At 60.4% G+C, this 18,781-nt stretch carries 17 protein-coding genes and 1 pseudogene; 10 read left to right on the top strand and 8 right to left on the bottom strand.

The window, feature by feature from the left end:
* Window positions 1-27 precede the first annotated feature (27 nt).
* The 5 genes from xerC to lptM form a co-directional block, all read right to left on the bottom strand.
* Window positions 28-1,005: a tyrosine recombinase XerC gene (gene xerC, locus ACTG19_RS14660; RefSeq protein WP_227341541.1), complete on the bottom strand. Its 978-nt coding sequence runs from the start codon at window positions 1,003-1,005 to the stop codon at window positions 28-30.
* Window positions 998-1,678: a DUF484 family protein gene (locus ACTG19_RS14655; protein WP_005336370.1), complete on the bottom strand. Its 681-nt coding sequence runs from the start codon at window positions 1,676-1,678 to the stop codon at window positions 998-1,000. Before ACTG19_RS14655 ends, xerC begins: the two co-directional genes overlap by 8 nt.
* A gap of 91 nt (window positions 1,679-1,769) precedes the next feature.
* The gene (gene dapF / locus ACTG19_RS14650) at window positions 1,770-2,600 is read right to left on the bottom strand and encodes a diaminopimelate epimerase (RefSeq protein WP_005336371.1); all 831 of its coding nucleotides are present in this window, start codon (window positions 2,598-2,600) and stop codon (window positions 1,770-1,772) included.
* 262 nt (window positions 2,601-2,862) lie between these two features.
* Window positions 2,863-4,113 carry a diaminopimelate decarboxylase gene (gene lysA, locus ACTG19_RS14645; protein WP_064335261.1) on the bottom strand — a complete coding sequence of 417 codons (1,251 nt, stop codon included), beginning with the start codon at window positions 4,111-4,113 and terminating at the stop codon, window positions 2,863-2,865.
* A gap of 32 nt (window positions 4,114-4,145) precedes the next feature.
* Entirely contained in the window at window positions 4,146-4,322 is a 177-nt protein-coding gene (gene lptM / locus ACTG19_RS14640) for an LPS translocon maturation chaperone LptM (RefSeq protein WP_019444858.1), read from the bottom strand.
* Window positions 4,323-4,395: 73 nt separating this feature from the next.
* Here lptM and cyaY point away from each other — a divergent pair, with 73 nt between their 5' ends.
* Together cyaY and ACTG19_RS14630 are read left to right on the top strand one after the other, a co-directional pair.
* Window positions 4,396-4,710, top strand: a complete 315-nt coding sequence (cyaY, locus tag ACTG19_RS14635; RefSeq protein WP_069554181.1) for an iron donor protein CyaY — start codon at window positions 4,396-4,398, stop codon at window positions 4,708-4,710.
* Entirely contained in the window at window positions 4,707-5,360 is a 654-nt protein-coding gene (locus ACTG19_RS14630; RefSeq protein WP_439989209.1) for an alpha/beta hydrolase, read from the top strand. Before cyaY ends, ACTG19_RS14630 begins: the two co-directional genes overlap by 4 nt.
* Window positions 5,361-5,424: 64 nt before the next feature.
* On the opposite strand, the gene ACTG19_RS14625 is transcribed toward ACTG19_RS14630, so the two are convergent.
* Entirely contained in the window at window positions 5,425-7,944 is a 2,520-nt protein-coding gene (locus ACTG19_RS14625) for a class I adenylate cyclase (protein WP_439989208.1), read from the bottom strand.
* Window positions 7,945-8,267: 323 nt separating this feature from the next.
* On the opposite strand from ACTG19_RS14625, the gene hemC reads away from it, so the two are divergent.
* The 4 genes and pseudogenes from hemC to ACTG19_RS14605 all read left to right on the top strand — a co-directional run bounded on the left by hemC (window position 8,268) and on the right by ACTG19_RS14605 (window position 12,146).
* Window positions 8,268-9,197 carry a hydroxymethylbilane synthase gene (hemC, locus tag ACTG19_RS14620; RefSeq protein WP_136501663.1) on the top strand — a complete coding sequence of 310 codons (930 nt, stop codon included), beginning with the start codon at window positions 8,268-8,270 and terminating at the stop codon, window positions 9,195-9,197.
* Window positions 9,194-9,928 (top strand): uroporphyrinogen-III synthase, encoded by a 735-nt coding sequence (locus ACTG19_RS14615; protein ID WP_113740245.1) that lies wholly within the window; start codon window positions 9,194-9,196, stop codon window positions 9,926-9,928. The genes hemC and ACTG19_RS14615 overlap by 4 nt, the downstream gene beginning before the upstream one ends.
* A pseudogene (locus ACTG19_RS14610) lies at window positions 9,925-10,972 on the top strand (uroporphyrinogen-III C-methyltransferase). Before ACTG19_RS14615 ends, ACTG19_RS14610 begins: the two are co-directional and overlap by 4 nt.
* A gap of 10 nt (window positions 10,973-10,982) precedes the next feature.
* The gene (locus ACTG19_RS14605; RefSeq protein ID WP_113740243.1) at window positions 10,983-12,146 is read left to right on the top strand and encodes a heme biosynthesis HemY N-terminal domain-containing protein; all 1,164 of its coding nucleotides are present in this window, start codon (window positions 10,983-10,985) and stop codon (window positions 12,144-12,146) included.
* 69 nt (window positions 12,147-12,215) lie between these two features.
* Here the strand turns inward: ACTG19_RS14605 and ACTG19_RS14600 are convergent, their stop codons facing one another.
* Both ACTG19_RS14600 and glpX read right to left on the bottom strand, forming a co-directional pair.
* Window positions 12,216-12,467 (bottom strand): YkgJ family cysteine cluster protein, encoded by a 252-nt coding sequence (locus ACTG19_RS14600; RefSeq protein ID WP_182938413.1) that lies wholly within the window; start codon window positions 12,465-12,467, stop codon window positions 12,216-12,218.
* 134 nt (window positions 12,468-12,601) lie between these two features.
* Complete coding sequence (glpX, locus tag ACTG19_RS14595; protein ID WP_005336386.1) at window positions 12,602-13,612, bottom strand: class II fructose-bisphosphatase; 1,011 nt, start codon at window positions 13,610-13,612, stop codon at window positions 12,602-12,604.
* A 221-nt stretch (window positions 13,613-13,833) separates the two neighbouring features.
* On the opposite strand from glpX, the gene ACTG19_RS14590 reads away from it, so the two are divergent.
* The 4 genes from ACTG19_RS14590 to yjeM all read left to right on the top strand — a co-directional run bounded on the left by ACTG19_RS14590 (window position 13,834) and on the right by yjeM (window position 18,777).
* Entirely contained in the window at window positions 13,834-14,922 is a 1,089-nt protein-coding gene (locus ACTG19_RS14590; RefSeq protein WP_113740242.1) for a porin, read from the top strand.
* A 120-nt stretch (window positions 14,923-15,042) separates the two neighbouring features.
* Window positions 15,043-15,963, top strand: a complete 921-nt coding sequence (locus tag ACTG19_RS14585; RefSeq protein WP_201990623.1) for an ABC transporter substrate-binding protein — start codon at window positions 15,043-15,045, stop codon at window positions 15,961-15,963.
* 33 nt (window positions 15,964-15,996) lie between these two features.
* Window positions 15,997-16,875, top strand: coding sequence for an EamA family transporter (locus ACTG19_RS14580; RefSeq protein WP_439989207.1), 879 nt, complete (start codon window positions 15,997-15,999; stop codon window positions 16,873-16,875).
* Between the two features lie 435 nt (window positions 16,876-17,310).
* Window positions 17,311-18,777 carry a glutamate/gamma-aminobutyrate family transporter YjeM gene (gene yjeM / locus ACTG19_RS14575; protein ID WP_439989206.1) on the top strand — a complete coding sequence of 489 codons (1,467 nt, stop codon included), beginning with the start codon at window positions 17,311-17,313 and terminating at the stop codon, window positions 18,775-18,777.
* Window positions 18,778-18,781: the final 4 nt, after the last annotated feature.

The raw sequence follows: 18,781 nt of genomic DNA, 5'->3' as shown, positions 1-18,781 counted from the left end.
TCCTCTGCAACGGGGGCTCATGGCCCGTTATTCATCGTCCTGCGCATCCGGGTCACGCTTGGCCCTGGGGTGGGCGCTGTCGTAAACCTTGGCCAGATGCTGGAAGTCGAGGTGGGTATAGATCTGGGTGGTAGAGAGGTCGGCATGGCCCAGCAGCTCCTGCACTGCCCGCAGATCGCCGGAGGACTCCAGCATATGGGTGGCGAAGCTGTGGCGCAGCTTGTGGGGATGGACGTGGGCGTTGAGCGCTTGCTTATTGCCCCAGCCATCGAGGCGGGCTTGCACCGAACGGGCCGACAGCCGCTGCTTGCGGCTGGAGACAAACAGCGCCTCGCTCTCGTCCCCGGCCAGCAGCGGGCGCACCTTGAGCCACTTCTGCAACCACTCGACCGCCATCCGGCCGATGGGCAGCACCCGCTCCCGCGAGCCCTTGCCAGTCACCTTGAGCTGACGGTCGTCGAGCTTCAGATCCACCAGATTGATCCCCACCAGCTCGGCCAGACGCAGCCCTGAAGAGTACATCAGCTCCATAATGGCGCGATCCCGCACCGCCAGCGGATCCTGCTCGTCGGTGATGTTGAGCAGTTGGTGCATCTCGTCCACATCGAGGTTTTTCGGCAGCGGTCGCCCCTGTTTGGGGGTGACGATGCCACGGGCCGGATTGGCGGTCAGCCGCCCCTGCCGCACCTGCCAGTCGCAAAAGCTGCGCAGGGCAGAGACCTTGGTGGACAGGGAACGTGGAGCAAGGCCCGCCTTGTGCATCCGGGTCACCAGAGTGCGCACCTGGCTTGCCTCGAGCCGACCCCAGTCAGTGAGCCCGAGGGCTACCAGCTCGGCGGTCATCGCCTCCAGATGGGCTTGATAGTTATTGCGGGTATGAGGGCTGAGCTGACGCTCGACCCTCAGGTATTCGATAAAGGCTGCCAGCTCGTCCGCCAGTGCCGCGGGCAGTGGCGGTGTGACGACGGGAGCTTTGGCGGGCGCCCTGGCCGGTGTTCTAGCCATGAGTCAACTCGGGCAGACGCAGTTGCAGCAGGCGCCCCAGTTGGCCCAGCAGCAGGGTATCGTTGTGGGGAGTAAAGTGGCCGGGATCCGAGCTGGCGAAGGCCAGCACACCGAGATCGCCGAGCCGCATCAGGGCCACCGAGTTGACCAGCACATCGTGGCCAAACAGCGCCTGCTTCTCGCTCTGGCTCAGGCGGCCAAAGTAGTAATCCTGCCCCGGCAGACGCTGACCCAGCAGGGATTCGAGCTGCTTGCCCTGTGCCAGAAAGCGCTGCTCGGGCCCGCTCAGGGCAAACTTCTTGGGGTTGAGCCAGAGCCGCAACCCGGTCAGGCGCAGCCGCTGGACAAAGGCCTTGCCCATCACGGCACTCACTTCGAACAGGGTCTGGCAACCGTACAGCTCGCCGTAGAGATCGGCATAGACCCGGAAGATCCGTTCGTTCTCGCTGGCGATCCCCATCAATTCGGTGATCTCCTGCTCCAGCTGTTCGATCCGCTCGCGCTGACGCTCCAGCTGGCGCTCGACCAGCGAGACCGACCCTTTGCGTTCATGGGGAATGCGGATCCGGTCCAGCACGGCGGCATGGCGTTGGAAAAACTCGGGATAACGGGCCAGGTACTCCAGCACAGTGGCTTCATCCACCGATTGCTCCTGCCGTTTGAGTTCGCTCATAAATTGGTTGATCCATCAGAGAAATGGGGCTCGCTGCCCCGACATCATGGGCAAAGGGGGCCAACGCCCCCCGTACCTGAACCTTTATCGGCTAAACCTCTATCTGGCCGTCAAACACATGCTCGGCGGGGCCTGTCATATAGACCGGCTGGCCCGGCCCCTTCCAGGCGATGGTCAGCTTGCCGCCCGGCAGGCTGACGGTGACCCGCTCCTTGAGCTTGCCCTGACTGATGCCAATCACCGCCGCCGCACAGGCACCGGTGCCGCAGGCCAGGGTCTCGCCACAGCCCCGCTCGAATACACGCAGTTTGATCTCGGTAGCATTGACCATCTCCATGAAGCCGACGTTGACCCGCTCGGGAAAACGCTCGTGGCGCTCCATGATGGCACCGAGCGTCTCGACCGGCGCATCGGCGACCGAAGGCACTTCGATGACGCAGTGGGGATTGCCCATGGAGACCACGCCACACATCACGGTATGCTCCTGCGCCCGCAACAGATAGGTTTTCTCTGCCTTCTGGGCCCGGAACGGGATCTTGCCCGGCTCAAACTGGGGAACACCCATGTTGACCGTGACCTGATTCTCCCCCTCCAGCTGCAACACGATGCGACCCCGGGCGGTACTGACCGCGATGCGATCCCGATTGATCAGCCCCTTGAGACGCACGAAACGGGCAAAACAGCGGGCACCGTTGCCGCACTGCTCCACCTCGCTGCCATCGGCATTGAAAATGCGATAGTGAAAGTCGAGTTCAGGGTCATAGGGCGGCTCCACCAGCAGCAGCTGGTCAAAGCCGATCCCGAAGTGGCGATCTGCCAGCTTCTTGATGACGTCATTGCTGAAAAATACCTTCTGGGTGACGCCATCCACCACCATGAAGTCGTTGCCCAAGCCATGCATCTTGGAAAAATCTATCAACATCGTGCATTCCTGTGCTGTTAGGGCTGTAAAAATTCACCGAACCAAGGGTCGCTAAACACCATGAAGTCGTTGTCCAAAGCCCCATGCATCTTGGAACAATCTGTCAACATCGTGCATTCCTGTGCTGTTAGGGCTGTAAATACTCACCATCAACCACTATGAAGTCATTGGCCACAGCCCCAAGCATCCTGGAACAATCTGTACACATCGCGCACTCCTGTGCTGTCAGGGCTGTAAAATTCTGTCATCTCTATCTACTGCATCAGGGCAGCAGGTGCTCACCGCGCCAGAGATCGGCCAACTGCTCACGCTCGCGGATCAGGTGCGCCTCGGCACCATCCACCAGCACTTCGGCGGCACGGGGACGGGTGTTGTAGTTGGATGACATGGTAAAGCCGTAGGCTCCGGCCGAACGCACCGCCAGCAGGGAGCCCTCGGCAATGGCCAGGGTGCGCTCCTTGCCGAGGAAGTCGCCGGTCTCGCACACCGGGCCCACCACGTCATAGAGCGCGGGAGCATGACCGGCACGGCTATCCACCTCGATGATGTTCATCCAGGCGCCGTAGAGCGAAGGACGCAGCATGTCGTTCATGCCGGCATCGATCAGCGCGAAGTTGCGGGTCTCGCCCGGTTTCAGATACTCAACCCGGGTCAGCAGCACGCCGGCATTGGCGACGATGGCGCGGCCCGGCTCGAACAGCAGGGTCAGATCCCGGCCCGCCAGCTTCTGCTTGAGCGCTTCGGCATACTCGGTCGGATGGGGTGGCTGCTCGGAACCATAGTTGACCCCAAGGCCACCCCCCACGTCCAGATGATGGATATGAATGCCTTCCGCCGCCAGACCGTCGATCAGCCGCAGCAGCTTGTCAGCCGCCTCCATAAAGGGATTCAATTCAGTGAGTTGCGAGCCGATATGGCAATCCACCCCGACGATCTCGATGTTCGCCATCGCGGCCGCCTTGCGATAGATGGCTGGCGCCAGCTCGATGGGAATGCCGAACTTGTTCTGCTTGAGGCCGGTGGAGATATAGGGGTGGGTACCGGCATCGATATCCGGATTGACCCGCACCGAGACGCGAGCCTTTTTGCCCATGCTGCCCGCCACCCGATTGAGACGCTCCAGCTCTGCTTCCGACTCCAGATTGAAACAGAGGATCTCTTTATCCAGCGCAAGGCGCATCTCCGCTTCGCTCTTGGCCACGCCGGAGAAGACCACCTTGGCCGGATCACCGCCCGCCGCCAGTACCCGCGACAGCTCGCCACCGGAGACGATGTCAAACCCCGAGCCCAGTCGGGCCAGCAGGTTGAGCAACGCCAGGTTGGAGTTGGCCTTCACCGCATAGCAGATTAGATGGGGAATATCGCCAGCGGCCTTGTCGAAGGCGTGCCAGTGGCGCTCTAGGGTCGCACGGGAGTAGACGTAAAGCGGGGTACCGTACTGCTCGGCAAGCTGTTGCAGCGAGGTTTGCTCGGCCTGAAGCTGGCCGTCGGCGTCGTAGTTAAAGTGATCCAAGGGGGCGGTTCCTTCCTAGAATGGGTGCGGCATTAGTGCGGCGCGGCCTCGGTGGCAGCCTCAGTGGTCGCAGGCGGTGCTGCTTGCGGTGTACTCTGGCTCTGTGGCTGCTCGGGGGGCGGCATATAGAGCGGCCCCTTCAGACCGCACGCGGCCAACCCGAGGGACAGAAGAGTGGCAAGCAGACACTTGGTGAACTGGGTGATCATAATGGTTCGCTGCGAAAAAATTTTTGGCCCTCTATAATCGCACTCACATTGTTAAAAGCAACAGGATAAACCGATGAAGGATCACGAGTATCACGCCCTGACCGACGCCTTTTTCCAATATGTGGAAGACACTCTCGACGAGGGGTATCCGGATATCGACTGCGAACGCAACGGCGGCGTATTGACCCTCTCTTTCGAGAACAAGACCAAGGTCATCATCAACAAGCAGGAGCCGCTGCACCAGATTTGGGTCGCCACCCGCGAGAACGGCTTCCACTTCGAACTGCAGGGTGACACCTGGATCGACAACCGCTTCGGCCACGAGCTCAAGGCGCTGCTGAGCCAATCCTGCACCGCCCAGGCGGGTGAAGAGGTGGTGTTCCCATGATTGACCAGCACCCGCAGGGCGCCCGTCATGCGGTGATCTGGCTACACGGGCTGGGTGATTCCGGCGCTGGTCTCGCCCCGCTGGTGGACGCGCTGGACCTGCCCGCCGAGCTACCGGTGCGTCACCTGCTACCGGATGCCCCCGAGCGCCCCATCACCATCAACATGGGCTACAAGATGCGCGGCTGGTACGACATAAAGAGCTTCGAGGATCCCGCCGAGCGTGCCGTGGAGTCCCATGTGCGGGAATCGGCCGACCAGATTGCCGCATTGCTCGATCAGCTGGTGGCCGACGGGTTTGCCCCCGAGCATATCGTGCTGGCAGGCTTCTCTCAGGGCGGGGTGATTGCCTCCTTCACCGCGCTGCGCTATCAGGCACAGCTGGCGGGCCTGCTCTGCATGTCCACCTATCTGGCCGCCCCCGACAAATTGCTCGGCGAGATGAGCGAGGCCGCTCGCACCCTGCCCATCTGCTACATGCACGGCATCTATGACGATGTGGTGAGCCTGTCGCTCGGTTGGGATGCCAAGAACCTGCTGGAAAGCGCCGGACTCGCCCCCGAGTGGCACGAGTACCCGATGCGTCACGAGATCTGCCGTCCTCAGCTCGGCGACATTCGCAACTGGCTGCTGGCCCGCCTCGGCGCCTGAGCAACCGCAAAAGCAAACGGCCTGCATCTGCAGGCCGTTTTTTATGACGATTCCAACTGGCGGGTCAGCCCACTTCCCGAGCGGGCGGCACCTGTTCGCGCAGAGTGCCCTGACTGCGATAGGGGATCACATCCAGCTCGCCATTCACTTGTACTATCTCGTAGTACTGGGGCAGGTTGAAGTTGATGAACTGCCCATCATCGCTGAACCGCTCGTGATTGGAGGTGTAGAAGCGGTTGACCCCCGCCACCAGCTCATCCTTGTTGCCGGCAAAGTGCTGGTAGATCTCCACCCGGTTCGCCTCATCGAGGATATAGATGTTGGTGCCCGCATCACGGGTATCGAAGAAAAACTGCACCAAACCTTCGCTGGCGTAGGCATCGACGATGCTCGGCAGATGTTGGCTGTGGGTCTTGTCGAGCCGCAGCGGCAGGTGATCCAGCTTGTTGTGGGAGATGTGACGGTAAAAATCGATGGCGTTTTCCAGCTTCTTCACCGACACCCCGCGCCGCTCGAAGAAGATGCCGTACTTCTCGCGGCCAAGGGCCATGGTCTTGACCAACTGCTGCTTGTCGCGGGCAAGGCGCAGGTCGATACACTCTGCCACCAGAGTCTGGAAGCGGGAGCGCACCAGAGAGCGGAAGTGCTGGCTGTAGCAGAACACCTCGATCATCTCGGGGGCGGCGGCATCCTGATGCATCTTGCCGAGGATGGTGGTGAGGGCATCGACTACAGCTTCATCCCCCTGGAAGTGCAGGGTGCGGATCTCGCTCCAGGAGTTGCGATAGACCAGATCCACCGAGCCGACCAGACACTCCTGATTGCGACCAAACGAGAAGACATCCACGGTATTGGCGTCAAACTCGATCACCTGACCGACCCAATGGCTGGTCGGGTCCATCTCCAGATTGAGGAAGATGGAGAGCTGACGGATCTCGCACGGCCGGCTGAGGGCCAGGTTGGTGGCCAGCGGGTACTTCTCGGGGAAGCAGCCGGAGAGATCGCGGCAGAACTGGTGCAGATTGTCGATGTGCAGATCCGAACCCTGATTGAACAGGTGCACCCGCGACTGGGGGGTCAGCAGATCGTTGAAGTAGGCCCAGGAGACCAGCTTGCTGATGTAGCCGTTGAACTCCAGCGGCGCGCGGCCAATGATGTCCACCGGCTCCAGCGAATGCTTGTAGAGATACCAGCCGGCGCGGTTGAGGCGACCGTGAGGCACCTGCACGAAGCTGAGATCCGGCTCGCTCAGATCCGGCGCGATCTTGAGGTTGATGCGCTGCACCTTGCCCGGCAGGCTCTCGAACGCGGCGTAGAGTTTGCGCGACAGAATGCCGATATCTTCCGGGTTGATCGACTCGCTGATGTTGTTGCGGCGGGCGAACTGGATCAGGTTGCGGTAGCTCTGCATCAAAGCTTCCAGCAGCTCGGCGTGGGCGATCTTCACCTCTTCGATCTTCCACTCGTGGCGATGATCGAGCTGATAGAGTTTGTCCTGACTCCAGCCCCAGTAGGAAACCAGCTGGCTCATCAGCTCGCGACGCCACTCGGGGGAGTGATCATCCTTGGGATGGCTGAGACCGTCGCACACCTTGAGGTAGAAGCAGCGGCGCACCAGATCGAGCCGCGCCATGTCGCCGATGGACTTGAGGTAGTTGGTCACCTTGTCCAGCATCAGACAGTAGTTGTCGAGCCGGTAGTGCATCCCCTCGTTGTGCTGGAACCAGTCGCGACCAATCATCGACAGCAGGCGGGTATTGGGATACTCGTGGGAGTAGGCTTCCATCAGCACCGACTTGAGCACCGCCTTGTAGGGGGAGTCGATCCCCTTGTAGAGCTGCCACAGGGCGGAACCGAAATACTCTTCGGCCGGAATACGGTCAAAACTGCCGAGATCGAGCCAGTCATCCTGCTTGAGCTTGCCGCTCTCGAACAGCTCGTTCACATACTCATCGTAGTGATCATCACACTCGGTGGGCACCAGATACCAGATCAAGCGTTTGCCCGCGATACGCATGGCACTGCGGTAGAACTCGTCGAGCAGCAGCAGGTGCTGGGCACTGCCGCAGCTCTCCCCCTGCATCTGGGCATCGTTGGTCTGGCGGAACTTGTCTTCCGGGATCAGGAAGAAGTTGAGATCGACCCCGCGCTGTTCGGCCCACTTGGAGAGTTGCTGGCACTTCAGCTCCAGCAGATCGAGCCGCTCCTGCGACAAACCGGCCACGTGGCAGACCCAGATATCGAGATCGGAGTGACAGCATTGACCGATGGAGGAGGTGCTGCCCATGGAGTAGAGCCCCTGAATGGCTCGATCATGGGTTGCCAGACCACTCTGGCAGTTGGCGTTGCGGCAGAGGTCATCGATAAAGGCTTGCTGCTCGGCGGTGGCACTGAAGCTCCAGATGCCATGAGGGACATCACCGGAGACATAACCGGGCAGCAGGGGATGATTGAAGTGCAGCATGACAGGCAGCAGTTGGAATACCTGCTGCCCATAGCGACTCATGAGGCCTAACGCCCGTTGCGTCTTGAGACGGGTAATGTCGTCATAACGCGCAACCAGCGTATCGATGTGTTCCTGCAATGCCCTGCCTATCACCTAAGTGAAAATGACGCACCAAAAGGGGGATACGTCAAAAAAGTGTGATCATGTTAACAATGCAAACAGCGGTGGTAAACAAGCCTTCAGCTAAACGCCAGATTATTTCTGGTATGACCACATCAAGTATCAGGGGAAATCATTAAATTCCAATACATTCAATGAATTAATCAACACCACTTGCTTAATGAAAATCATTTTCAGCATGCATTTTTGAGCTTGGCCCCGCTTTTGCCGGCTCCGCCATGAAAGCCCGGGCAAAGGGTGGTAATATCGATTTCCTTCTAAAAATGAAACAACTGATTGATATGGCAGCCCGAACCCTGAAAATTGCCACTCGCAAGAGCCCTCTGGCCCTGTGGCAGGCCAACTTTGTCAAAGACCGGCTCGAAGCCCTGCACCCGCAGTTGCAGGTCGAACTGGTGCCCATGAGCACTCAGGGTGACAAGATCCTCGATACCCCGCTGGCCAAAGTCGGTGGCAAGGGATTGTTCGTCAAGGAGCTGGAGACCGCCATGCTGGAAGGACGGGCCGATATCGCCGTTCACTCCATGAAAGACGTGCCGGTGGAGTTCCCCGAGGGGCTCGGCCTGCACACCATCTGCGAGCGGGAAGATCCCCGTGATGCCTTCGTTTCCAACCGTTTCAAGGCCATTGCCGAACTGCCGCAAGGGGCCGTGGTCGGCACCTCCAGCCTGCGTCGCCAGTGCCAGCTGCGCGCCGCGCGCCCCGACCTGGTGATCCGCGACCTGCGTGGCAACGTCAACACCCGCCTCGCCAAGCTGGATGCCGGTGAGTATGACGCCATCATCCTCGCCGCCGCCGGTCTGAAACGACTGGAGATGGCGCACCGCATCACCGCCTTTATCGAACCGGAGCAGAGTCTGCCCGCCAACGGTCAGGGGGCTGTCGGCATCGAATGCCGCCTCGACGATACTGAGCTGCACGCTCTGCTGGCGCCGCTGGAGCACGCCGAGACCCGCGCCAGGGTGTTGACCGAGCGAGCCATGAACCGCGCTCTGCAAGGGGGATGTCAGGTGCCTATCGGTGCCTACGCACTGGTCGAAGGCGAGCAGATCTGGCTGCGCGGTCTGGTGGGCAGCCCGGATGGCAGCCAGGTAATCCGTGACGAGATCCGCGGCCCGCTGGCCGATGGTGAGGCCCTCGGCGAACAGCTGGCCCAGCGCCTGCTGGCCGCTGGTGCCGACGAGATCCTGGCCGAGGTCTACCGCGCATGACCCCGCTGGTGGTGCGTCCGGCCGCCCAGGCCGCCGAGCTGGTGCAGTTGCTGCGCCAGCACGGCCATGCACCACTCTGCTGCCCGCTGCTGGAAACCGTGGCGGGCAGTGAACTCCCCCGCTTGCCCGACCTGTTGCACAGCGCCGATATCGTTATCGCGGTCAGCATCCATGCCGTTCATTTTGCACACGATTTTCTGTTGCAAACTGGTCAGACCTGGCCACATATTGAGTACTTTGCGGTGGGTCAGGCCAGCGCAGATGCGTTTGCAGCCATCGGCATCACGGCAAGTTGCCCGGATGACCCGCGTAGCGAAGGGCTGCTGGCCCTGCCCGCCCTGCAGCAGGTCGCAGGCAAACGGGTACTGATCCTGCGCGGTAATGGCGGGCGGGATCTCATCGCCAGCACACTGGCCTCACGCGGTGCTCTGGTGCACTATTGTGCGGCCTATGAGCGCCACTACCCCGAGCTAGACGGGGAGACATTGACCCGCCACTGGCAGGCAGCTGGGCTGGACAGCCTGCTCATTACCAGTGGTGAACTGCTGCAAAGGCTGCTGGAGCTGATTCCCGACCACCAGCGGCCCTGGCTTTTTGGCCGCCTGCTGGTGGTCCCCAGCCCGCGCGTGGCCGAGATGGCCAGCGCAGCGGGCTTTATCCATATCACGATTGCCCAAGGTGCATCCAACCAGGCCCTGACGGCCGCACTGGAACTGAGGAAGATGGAATGACAGAACAACAAATCCCAGGTAAAACCCCAGCCGACCGCTGCGGTCAATGGCAGCAAGAGCCGCTCCGGTGCCATACTGGGAGGGGTTGCCATCCTGCTGGCCCTTGGCCTGACCGGCGGTCTCTATCTGCACGGTCACAAGAATGCCGTGGCCCAGCAGGCTGAACTGGCCCAGCTCAAGCAGCAGCTGGCGAGCGCCCTGAGCAAGATCGACCAGACCAGCAGCAAGGATGCCGAGCAGCTGGCCGCGCTGGATCAAACCCAGCAACGGCTGCAGGGGGAGATGCAGGGTCTGCAGAACCGGGTACTGGACCTGAATGACAAGCGCCCCAACGACTGGATGCTGGCCGAATCCGAGTATCTGGTACGAATGGGGGGCCGCAAACTGTGGCTGGAGCATGACCTTGTCTCCGCCATCACCCTGCTCGGCAATGCCGACGAGCGGATCGCCGCCCTCAACGACCCCAGCCTGATGCCGATCCGCAAGGCACTGGCCGAAGATATCGCCAAGCTCAAGGGGATGCCGCGCATCGACCGCGAGGGGCTGACCCTCAAGCTGGCGGCGCTGTCCGACCAGATCGAGCTGCTGCCCCTCTCCACCGTCAGCATGCCGGAAGCCAAGGCCGAGCCGGATCAAGCGGTCAGCACCAATCCCGACGAGTGGGAGAGCAACCTGAAGAAAAACTGGGTCAAGTTCACCGAGAACTTCGTCACCATCCGTCGCCGCGATGGCGCGGTCGAGGCGCTGCTCTCGCCGCAACAGGAGATCTTCCTGCGTGAAAACCTCAAGACCAAGCTGTTGCAGGCCCAGCTCTCCGTCTATCGCGAGCAGCAGGCGCTCTACGAAGACAGCCTGGACAAGGCCCAGCGCTGGCTGACCCAGTATTTCGACACCGACAACAGCGCCACCCGCTACATGCAGGGCGAGATCGACAAGCTCAAGGGTGAGCAGATCCAGATCGACTATCCGGCCCAGTTCAAGACCCAGGCCATGCTGGAGCAGGTGCTGACCGAACGCCTGCAACGCATTCTGGCCAGCAGCTGAGGAGGGCACCATGATCCGTATAATCATTCTGGTTGCCGTGATGGTCGCAGGGCTGATCTTTGGCCCGCAAGCCTCCGGTAACAAGGGCTATGTGCTGATTGCTCTTGGCAATTACACCATCGAATCCTCCGTCACCAGCGCGGTGATCCTGGCCGTGCTGTTCTACGGCGCCCTGCTGATCGTCGAGTGGCTGCTGGGTCGGGTATTCGGCCTGCGCCGCAAGACCCTCGGCTGGTACGGCTCGCGCCGCCGCCGCAAGGCCAATCAACAGACCGTCGCCGCCACCCTGGCAATGGCCGAAGGGCACTACAGTCAGGCTGAAAAGCTGATGATCAAGGGGGCCAGCAACAGCGACACCCCGCTGCTCAACTACCTGAGCGCCGCCAAGGCGGCACAGGCCCGTGGTGACGATGCGCGCCGGGATCAATACCTGCAAAAAGCGCAGGAGGAGAATCCCAAGGCCGAGCTGGCGCTCACCCTGACCCAGACCCAGTTGCAGATCGAGCAGGGCCAGTACGATACCGCGCTGGCGATGCTGGAGTCGGTCTACGCCCTCAACCCGCGCCACCCCATGGTGCTGGATCAGCTGCGCCAGGTGCATCTGGCCCGTCAGGACTGGAGCGCTCTGTGCGACCTTATCCCCAGCCTGCACAAGGTGGGCAAGCTGACCCCGAAACAGGAAGAAGATCTGCTGCAACAGGCCTGGTGTGGTCGTCTGCAACAGGCTGCCAGCAGCCTCGAGACCCTCAAGGCGGTATGGCAGGATCTGCCGCGCAAGCTGCGCCTCGAGCCAGAACTACTGGCCTGCTACGGCGATCTGCTGCGCCAGCTGGGTGCCGACGGCGAAGCCGCCACCCTGTGGCAGGAAGCGCTGCGCAAACAGCCGATGCCGCAGCTGCTGGCTCGCCTGCCCAAGCTGAAACTCGACAGCTACCAGCCGCTGCTGACGCTGCTGCAAAAACAGCAGGGGCAACCGGAGGTGGACACCGCACTGGCCCAGCTCTATCTGCTGGCCGGTCAGCTGGACGATGCCCAGAAGCTGCTGGAGCAGGAGGTGGAGCGGGCGCCGAGCGCCGCCGCCTATCACGCTCTCGGCCAGCTGATGGACAAACGCCGCCTCACCAACAAGGCCAACGAGTACTATCGTCAGGCACTGGAACTGGCGGGAGTCTGATCCCCGGCAAACAGAAACGCGAGAGGCCGCATGATGCGGCCTCTTTTTTATCTCTTCGCCCTGCCCTCGTCAGGTGGTGAGCCGCTCCAGCTCGCCGATCAGCCAGATAGCCTCGGCACGGTGGCTGCCGCACACATCCATCATGGGGCGAAAACCGCCGCACACCGCCGGCCGCTCCGGTTGACCGAAGATCTTGCAGCCAAGGGCGCTATCGAGCTGGATACAGGGGATGCCAGCCGGTTTGCCATCTGGCATACCGGGAATGGCACTGCTGATACTGGGGGCGATGCAGCAGGCAGCGCAGCCGCTACGACACTCCATAGACTCCACTCCTTTGGGATGGTCTGAGCCACCATAGCCGAAGCGGCGGCACAAACGTAGCTGGCACACAACAAAAAGCCCGACCGCACGGGCGATCGGGCTTCAGACAACACAGCCGGTTCAGCGAGCCATCATCACAGGATGATATCGCGTACCACGCTGTCTTTGCGTTCCAGGTAATGGATCGACTTGATACGACGAATGGTACGGGATTTACCACGGATCAACAGAGTCTCGGTGGTCGCCATCACGCCATCGCTGGTGATGCCATCCAGCAGATCACCCTTGGTGATGCCGGTAGCGGAGAAGATGACGTTGTCATTCTTCGCCATGTCTTCCAGCTTGAGCACCTTGTTGACATCGATGCCCAGCGCTTCGCAGCGGGCAATTTCCTGCTCGCCCAGCGCACGCACTTCCGGGCTGTCGCCTTTGACGCGGTGACGCGGCACCAGACGGGCCTGCATGTCGCCATCCAACGCGCGGATCACCGCCGCGGAGATCACCCCTTCCGGTGCGCCGCCGATGCCATACAGCATGTCGACTTCGCTGTCCGGCAGACAGGTGAGGATGGAGGCGGCAACGTCACCATCAGGAATGGCGAACACCCGCACGCCCAAACCCTGCATCTCCTTGATTGCCTTGTCATGACGCGGCTTGGCCAGGGTAATGACGGTCAGACGGGAGAGCGGCTTGCCCAGCGCCTTGGCCACGGACTTCAGGTTCAGCTCGAGAGCCTGATCCAGGTCGATGGCGCCTTTGGCCTTGGGCCCGACGATCAGCTTTTCCATGTACATGTCAGGCGCTTTCAGGAAAGAACCCTTGTCGCCCACCGCCAGCACCGCCAGCGCGTTGGCCTGCCCCATGGCGGTCATGCGGGTACCCTCGATGGGATCGACCGCGATATCCACCGCGTCGCCGTGTCCGGTACCGACCTTCTCGCCGATATAGAGCATCGGCGCTTCATCAATTTCACCTTCGCCGATCACAATCTCACCATCGATCTCGATCTGGTTGAGAATGTGGCGCATGGCCGCTACGGCCGCCCCATCAGCGATATTCTTGTCACCACGTCCGAGCCACTTGTAGCCAGCCAGTGCAGCCGCTTCCGTCACTCGGGAAAACTCGATTGCCAGTTCACGTCTCATCGCATATCCAACCTATGGAGCTCGAAAACGGGCGGCATTCTACCACAAGGGCAAACCTTTGCGCACAAAAGTAGCCGCTGCGAGCAAGAATGTAGCCAATTCATCCAATTGCAACCCAATTGCCATCGACTCTTCATCCAACTGTCACCCCGCTGTCATCCCCGCTGCCTAGCATGACCCCGTTTTCAAAACAAAAGCTTGCAACACCACAAGGGATTAAGATGAAAAAGCTGACTGTAGTGGCACTGGCTCTCACCGCAGCCTTCCAGGCTCAAGCCGTTGAAGTGTACAAAAATGACACCTCCATGCTGGATCTCTATGGCCGTATCTACGCCGGTCAATTCTTCGGTGACAAGAAGGAAGGGGTCGATACAACAAACCCGAATACTATCAATGGCACCAAGGATTACAGCGCCAAGCAAGGGGCCAACCAGTTTGTCCGCTTCGGCGCCAAGGCCGAGACCCAGATCCAGAACGGCCTGAAGGCGCTGGCCCAGTACGAAGTGCAGATGTATATCAACGACAGCGAAAAGACCTTGGGTAAAGATGGAAGCACAGACAACCTGCGCACCCGTCTGGCCTTTGCCGGTGTCGGCGCTGACTGGGGCACCGTGACCTTCGGTCGCCAGAAAGGGGCCCCGGGCTTCCTGGCCGACTGGACTGATGTCTCCCTCTCCGACGGCTACGGCAACGAAGCGCTGGGCGCCAAGACTGACACCTTCGCCACCAACCGCGCTGGTTCCGTGTTGAAGTATTCCGGCCTGTTCAACGGCTTCCAGTTTGATGCCAGCTACAAATTTGATGGTGGCCAAGAAGAAGACAAAAGCAGCAACAAGACCTCCGCAGCTGACCCAGCCTATGGTGCAGCCGTGGCTTACACTTTCCCGTTCAATCTGTCTTTGGGTACCGCCTACAACGTTGGCCAACGTCAGGAAAAGAATACCGAAGACGCCAAACTGTGGCTGATCTCTGCCAAGTTCGACAACAAGGCGGCCTATGCGGCTCTGAGCTATGCCGATGGCTCTGACTTTGTCCAAAGTGGCACCGACCATACCGGCTGGGAAGCCGCGCTGGGCTACAACTTCGAAAACGGCTTCGGTCTGATGGCCCTGTGGAACAAACAGGAGCAGGAAGTCACTGGCGGCAAGAAAACCGATGCCATTGACTACTACACCCTGGGTGCCCAGTACAAATTCAACAAGAACCTGCGGGTGATTGGCGAGTACCGCATCAACAATCTGGACAGCGTTGCCGGCAAAGCGACTGCCAACAAGGATGACTTCCAGCTGGCTGCCCGCTACGACTTCTAATCACGGTTTTGCGGGTCCCCAAAGCGCGATGGCTTGCCATCGCGCTTTTTGCTGGGCGTCACTCACGACCGGAGAAAGTGGCCTAGGCTCAATAGTAGATGTATCGCCGGAGAGATGATCATGGTCAGGCTGCCTTTCGTCCTGCTGTTGCTGCTGGCTCTTCCCGCTCACGCCCTCTCTATCGCCATGGTGCTGTGGCGCGGTGAAACCTCAGCCGAAGCGGGCTTTCGGGCAGAGCTGACCCGCCTTGGCTATCAGGCCACCATCACCACCTATAACGCCGCTCAGGATCGTACGGCGCTGGCAACCATGCTGCGCCAGCAGATGCTGCCGAAACTGGCCGAATACGACTACATCTACACCTTTGGCACCACCGCCACCACCATGACCAAGAGTCTGGTGGCCAACCGCAAACCTCTGATTTTCAATGTGGTCTCCGATCCGGTCGGGGCAGATATCCTCTCGGAAGATAAAGCCCAGAACAGCATGGTGGCCGGGGTAAGCAACATGGTGCCGATGGCACTGCAACTGGCCAACGCCAGCGAGCATCTGGCCACCGGAAAACGGCTGCTGCTACCCTTCAACCCCCGTGAGCAGAACACCCTGCTGGTGGCCGATATGCTGCTCAATGAAGCGAAACGCTATCAGTGGCAGATGGTCACCTGGCGAATGGCCCCTGACCCACGGCGGCTGGACAACGAACTGAAGCGGCTGCAACAGGATGCCAAAAACGACATCGTCTTTCTGGCCGCAGACAGCTATCTGCTCTCCATCGCCCCCCGCCTGCTGAATGCGCTCAACGAAGCTGCCATCCCTACCATCTGCAGTGCCGAGCTGTTCGTCGAACACGGCTGCAGCGTTGGCACCATCAGCAGCTACGAGGCGCTGGGCAAGATGGCCGCCGGGATCATCCATCGCCATCAGCAGGGAACAGAGTTGCAGGATATTCCGCTGCAGACCGACCCCCATCCCAAACTGGTGCTGGGGCAACTGGGTAACGCCACCACGCAGGAGGCGAGCCCCGAAAAGCCGAAGCCTTGATAAAGATCTCGGCCAATCAGGCTCCGGGCGGGTATGCTGTTGACCCCCATCGCCCGAGAGCCCTTTCCCATGAGTACCACCGTCTTTTTTGCCGTTCTGCTGGCAGCCCTGCTTCACGCCAGCTGGAATGCGCTGGTCAAGATTGGCGAAGAGCGGCTGGTGGGCGTGTCACTGGTGGCGATCTTCTCAGGGCTTATCGCCGCCGTGGCGCTGCTGCCCATGGGGCTTCCCTCTGCTGCCGAGCTGCCCTGGCTCGGCCTCTCAGTCCTGCTCCATATCGGTTACTGCCTGTTTCTCAGCCATGCCTACAATCAGGGCGATTTTGGCCAGATCTATCCGCTGGCCCGTGGCAGTGCCCCGCTGCTTGCCATGGTGTTAAGTGCCCTGCTGCTGGGGGACTACCCCGGTTACGGCGGCATCATCGGCGCCTGCGTGCTGATCATGGGGGTCTTGCTGATGGCCTGGCGAGGCGGGCAGCAGCGCCTTGACAGCAAAGCGGTTCGGGCAGCACTGATCACGGCCATGTTCACGGCGACCTATACCCTCTCGGATGGAGCCGGCGCCCGCGCAGGGGGTGAACCGGTACGCTACACCCTCTGGCTCTTTGCCTGTACCGGGTTGGCGATGCTGCTGGTGTTGCTCGTCCACCAGAAACGCAACGCATGGCGCCAGATCCGTCGCCATGCGATGGCGGGAATTGCAGGAGGTGCCATGTCACTGCTCGCTTACGGGATTGTTATCTGGGCCATGACCCAAGCCCCCATTGGCGTGGTCGCGGCTCTGCGCGAAAGCAGTGTGCTGTTTGCCATGCTGCTCTCTGTCTGGCTGCTGAAAGAGCCGCTCGGGCGCATGCGGCTGACGGCGGCGGCCATTATTACCGGCGGCGTGCTGCTGACCCGGCTGGGAGGATAAGCGCTGTCGCCATTGGTGCGTATTTATCAGGCAGGATGGCGTAATTCACTCCGCCAAATATGCCGAATACCAATAATGAAAATAAGTGTCGGCCCGGGCGTAAATGTTTACATCCGCAACGTATCAATTAACTGGCAGGTCTGTTTATTTCAACCACAGCTTCATTCGGGAAACTTACCTGCCCAGCAGCATTAATGATAAAATCGTTCACAGTTAATTTTCGGCAACGCTGACCAATACCGCGCATGGCACAGACCATGCCGCTCCGCCCATACATTCATTAACCGCCTGACGGGTAAGCCAGCCCGGTCAGAGATGACCTGATCGCGCCCGCCACAGCAGGATGGCATGGCGCTACCGCGTTATTAATGGGTCCGGTTTCGTCCGTTTAATTTTTGATTATTTTAAATCCAGCACCATCAGGGAGTTTTTAATATGTCAGCAAAAAAGCTGAAGTTGGGCGCCTTTATATTGATGATATTAACATCGGTATTTGGCGTCACTAATATCGGGATCGGTTTTTACCGAATGGGATATGCCGCCATTCCGATGTTCGTGATCGGCGGTCTGTTTTTCTTCATCCCGTTCATTTTGATGATGATCGAATTCGGCACCGGTTTTCGCAAAGAGGCGGGCGGCATCTTTACCTGGATGCGCCACTCGGTCTCGACCCGATTCGCCTTTATCGGGCTGACCATGTGGTTCGCCTCCTACGTCATCTGGATGTTTGGCAAGGCGCTCTCTATGTGGGTGCCCCTCTCCTTCATGCTGTTTGGCCGCGACATCACCGTCATCCCGGTCACCCTGGGTACCGGCATCGACTTTGGCCCCTTTATTCTGGGTGTGGTCGCCATCGCGCTGGTTGCCACCGTCACCAAGCTCATCACCCTGGGTAGCGCCCGCTTCGCCAAAGTGGCGGCCATCGGCGGTCTCTCCGTGGTGGCACTCAACGTGTTGCTGCTGGTCGGTGGCGTCTTCACCTTCGCGGTGAGCGGCATGACACTGCAGGAGCCCCTCACCCAGGCATCACTGGCAGCCTCTCCCAATGCCGCATTCAACGACATCATCCCCTTCCTCGGCTTTATGGTGTTCGCCATCTTCGCCTACGGCGGGGTCGAGGCGATGGCCGGGGTGGCTGACGAGCTGGAAGATCCGGAGCGCGACCTCAAGCGCGGCATCTTCCTCTCCGGCGCCTTTATCGTGCTCTGCTACATCATCGGCTTTCTGGCGGTCGGCTCCATCATGCGCTGGAGCGACTTCCCGGCCGAGGGGATCACCTCTCTCTCCGCCCTCTTCATCATCATGCTGGAGCTGGGGCGCCATCTCGGTGGCGAGTGGTTGGGGCAGATCTTCATGCGCTTTGCCGGATTGGGCATGTTCCTGAGCTATCTGGGTGCCTTTATCGCCCTCTCCTACGCGCCGCTGCGCCAGTTCATCACCGGCACCCCGAGCTACTTCTGGCCGGAGCGTTTCCAGCGCGAGAACGAGAATGGCGTGCGCATTGAAGCCCTCAAGGTGCAAGCCTGGGTGGTCTGTCTGTTCATTGCCGCCAAATCCATCTTTACCCTGATCAACCCGGAAGGGGCCGCCGCCCTCTACGAGCTGATCATCACCATGACCAACGTCGGCATGACCCTGCCCTACATGTTCCTCATCTACGCCTGGTATCGCTATCGCAACAACCCGGCGCTGGGCAAGGACCTGATCTTCTTCAAGAGCTCGGGCTCGGTGCTGCTGGCTACCATCATCAGCCTGATCCTGGTCGCCTTCGGCAACGTCTTTACCGTGGTCGCCCCCTTTATCTCTGGCGATATCTCCACCGGCGTCTGGACCATCATTGGCCCGCTGCTGTTCGTGGTGATCGCCATGCGCTTCAAGATCAAGCAGGAAGATACCCACTAAACGG

The sequence above is a fragment of the Aeromonas sp. 3P genome (assembly GCF_051919745.1).
GTDB classification, from domain to species: Bacteria; Pseudomonadota; Gammaproteobacteria; order Enterobacterales; family Aeromonadaceae; genus Aeromonas; species Aeromonas veronii.
This window is presented reverse-complemented; position numbering and strand designations above follow the sequence as displayed.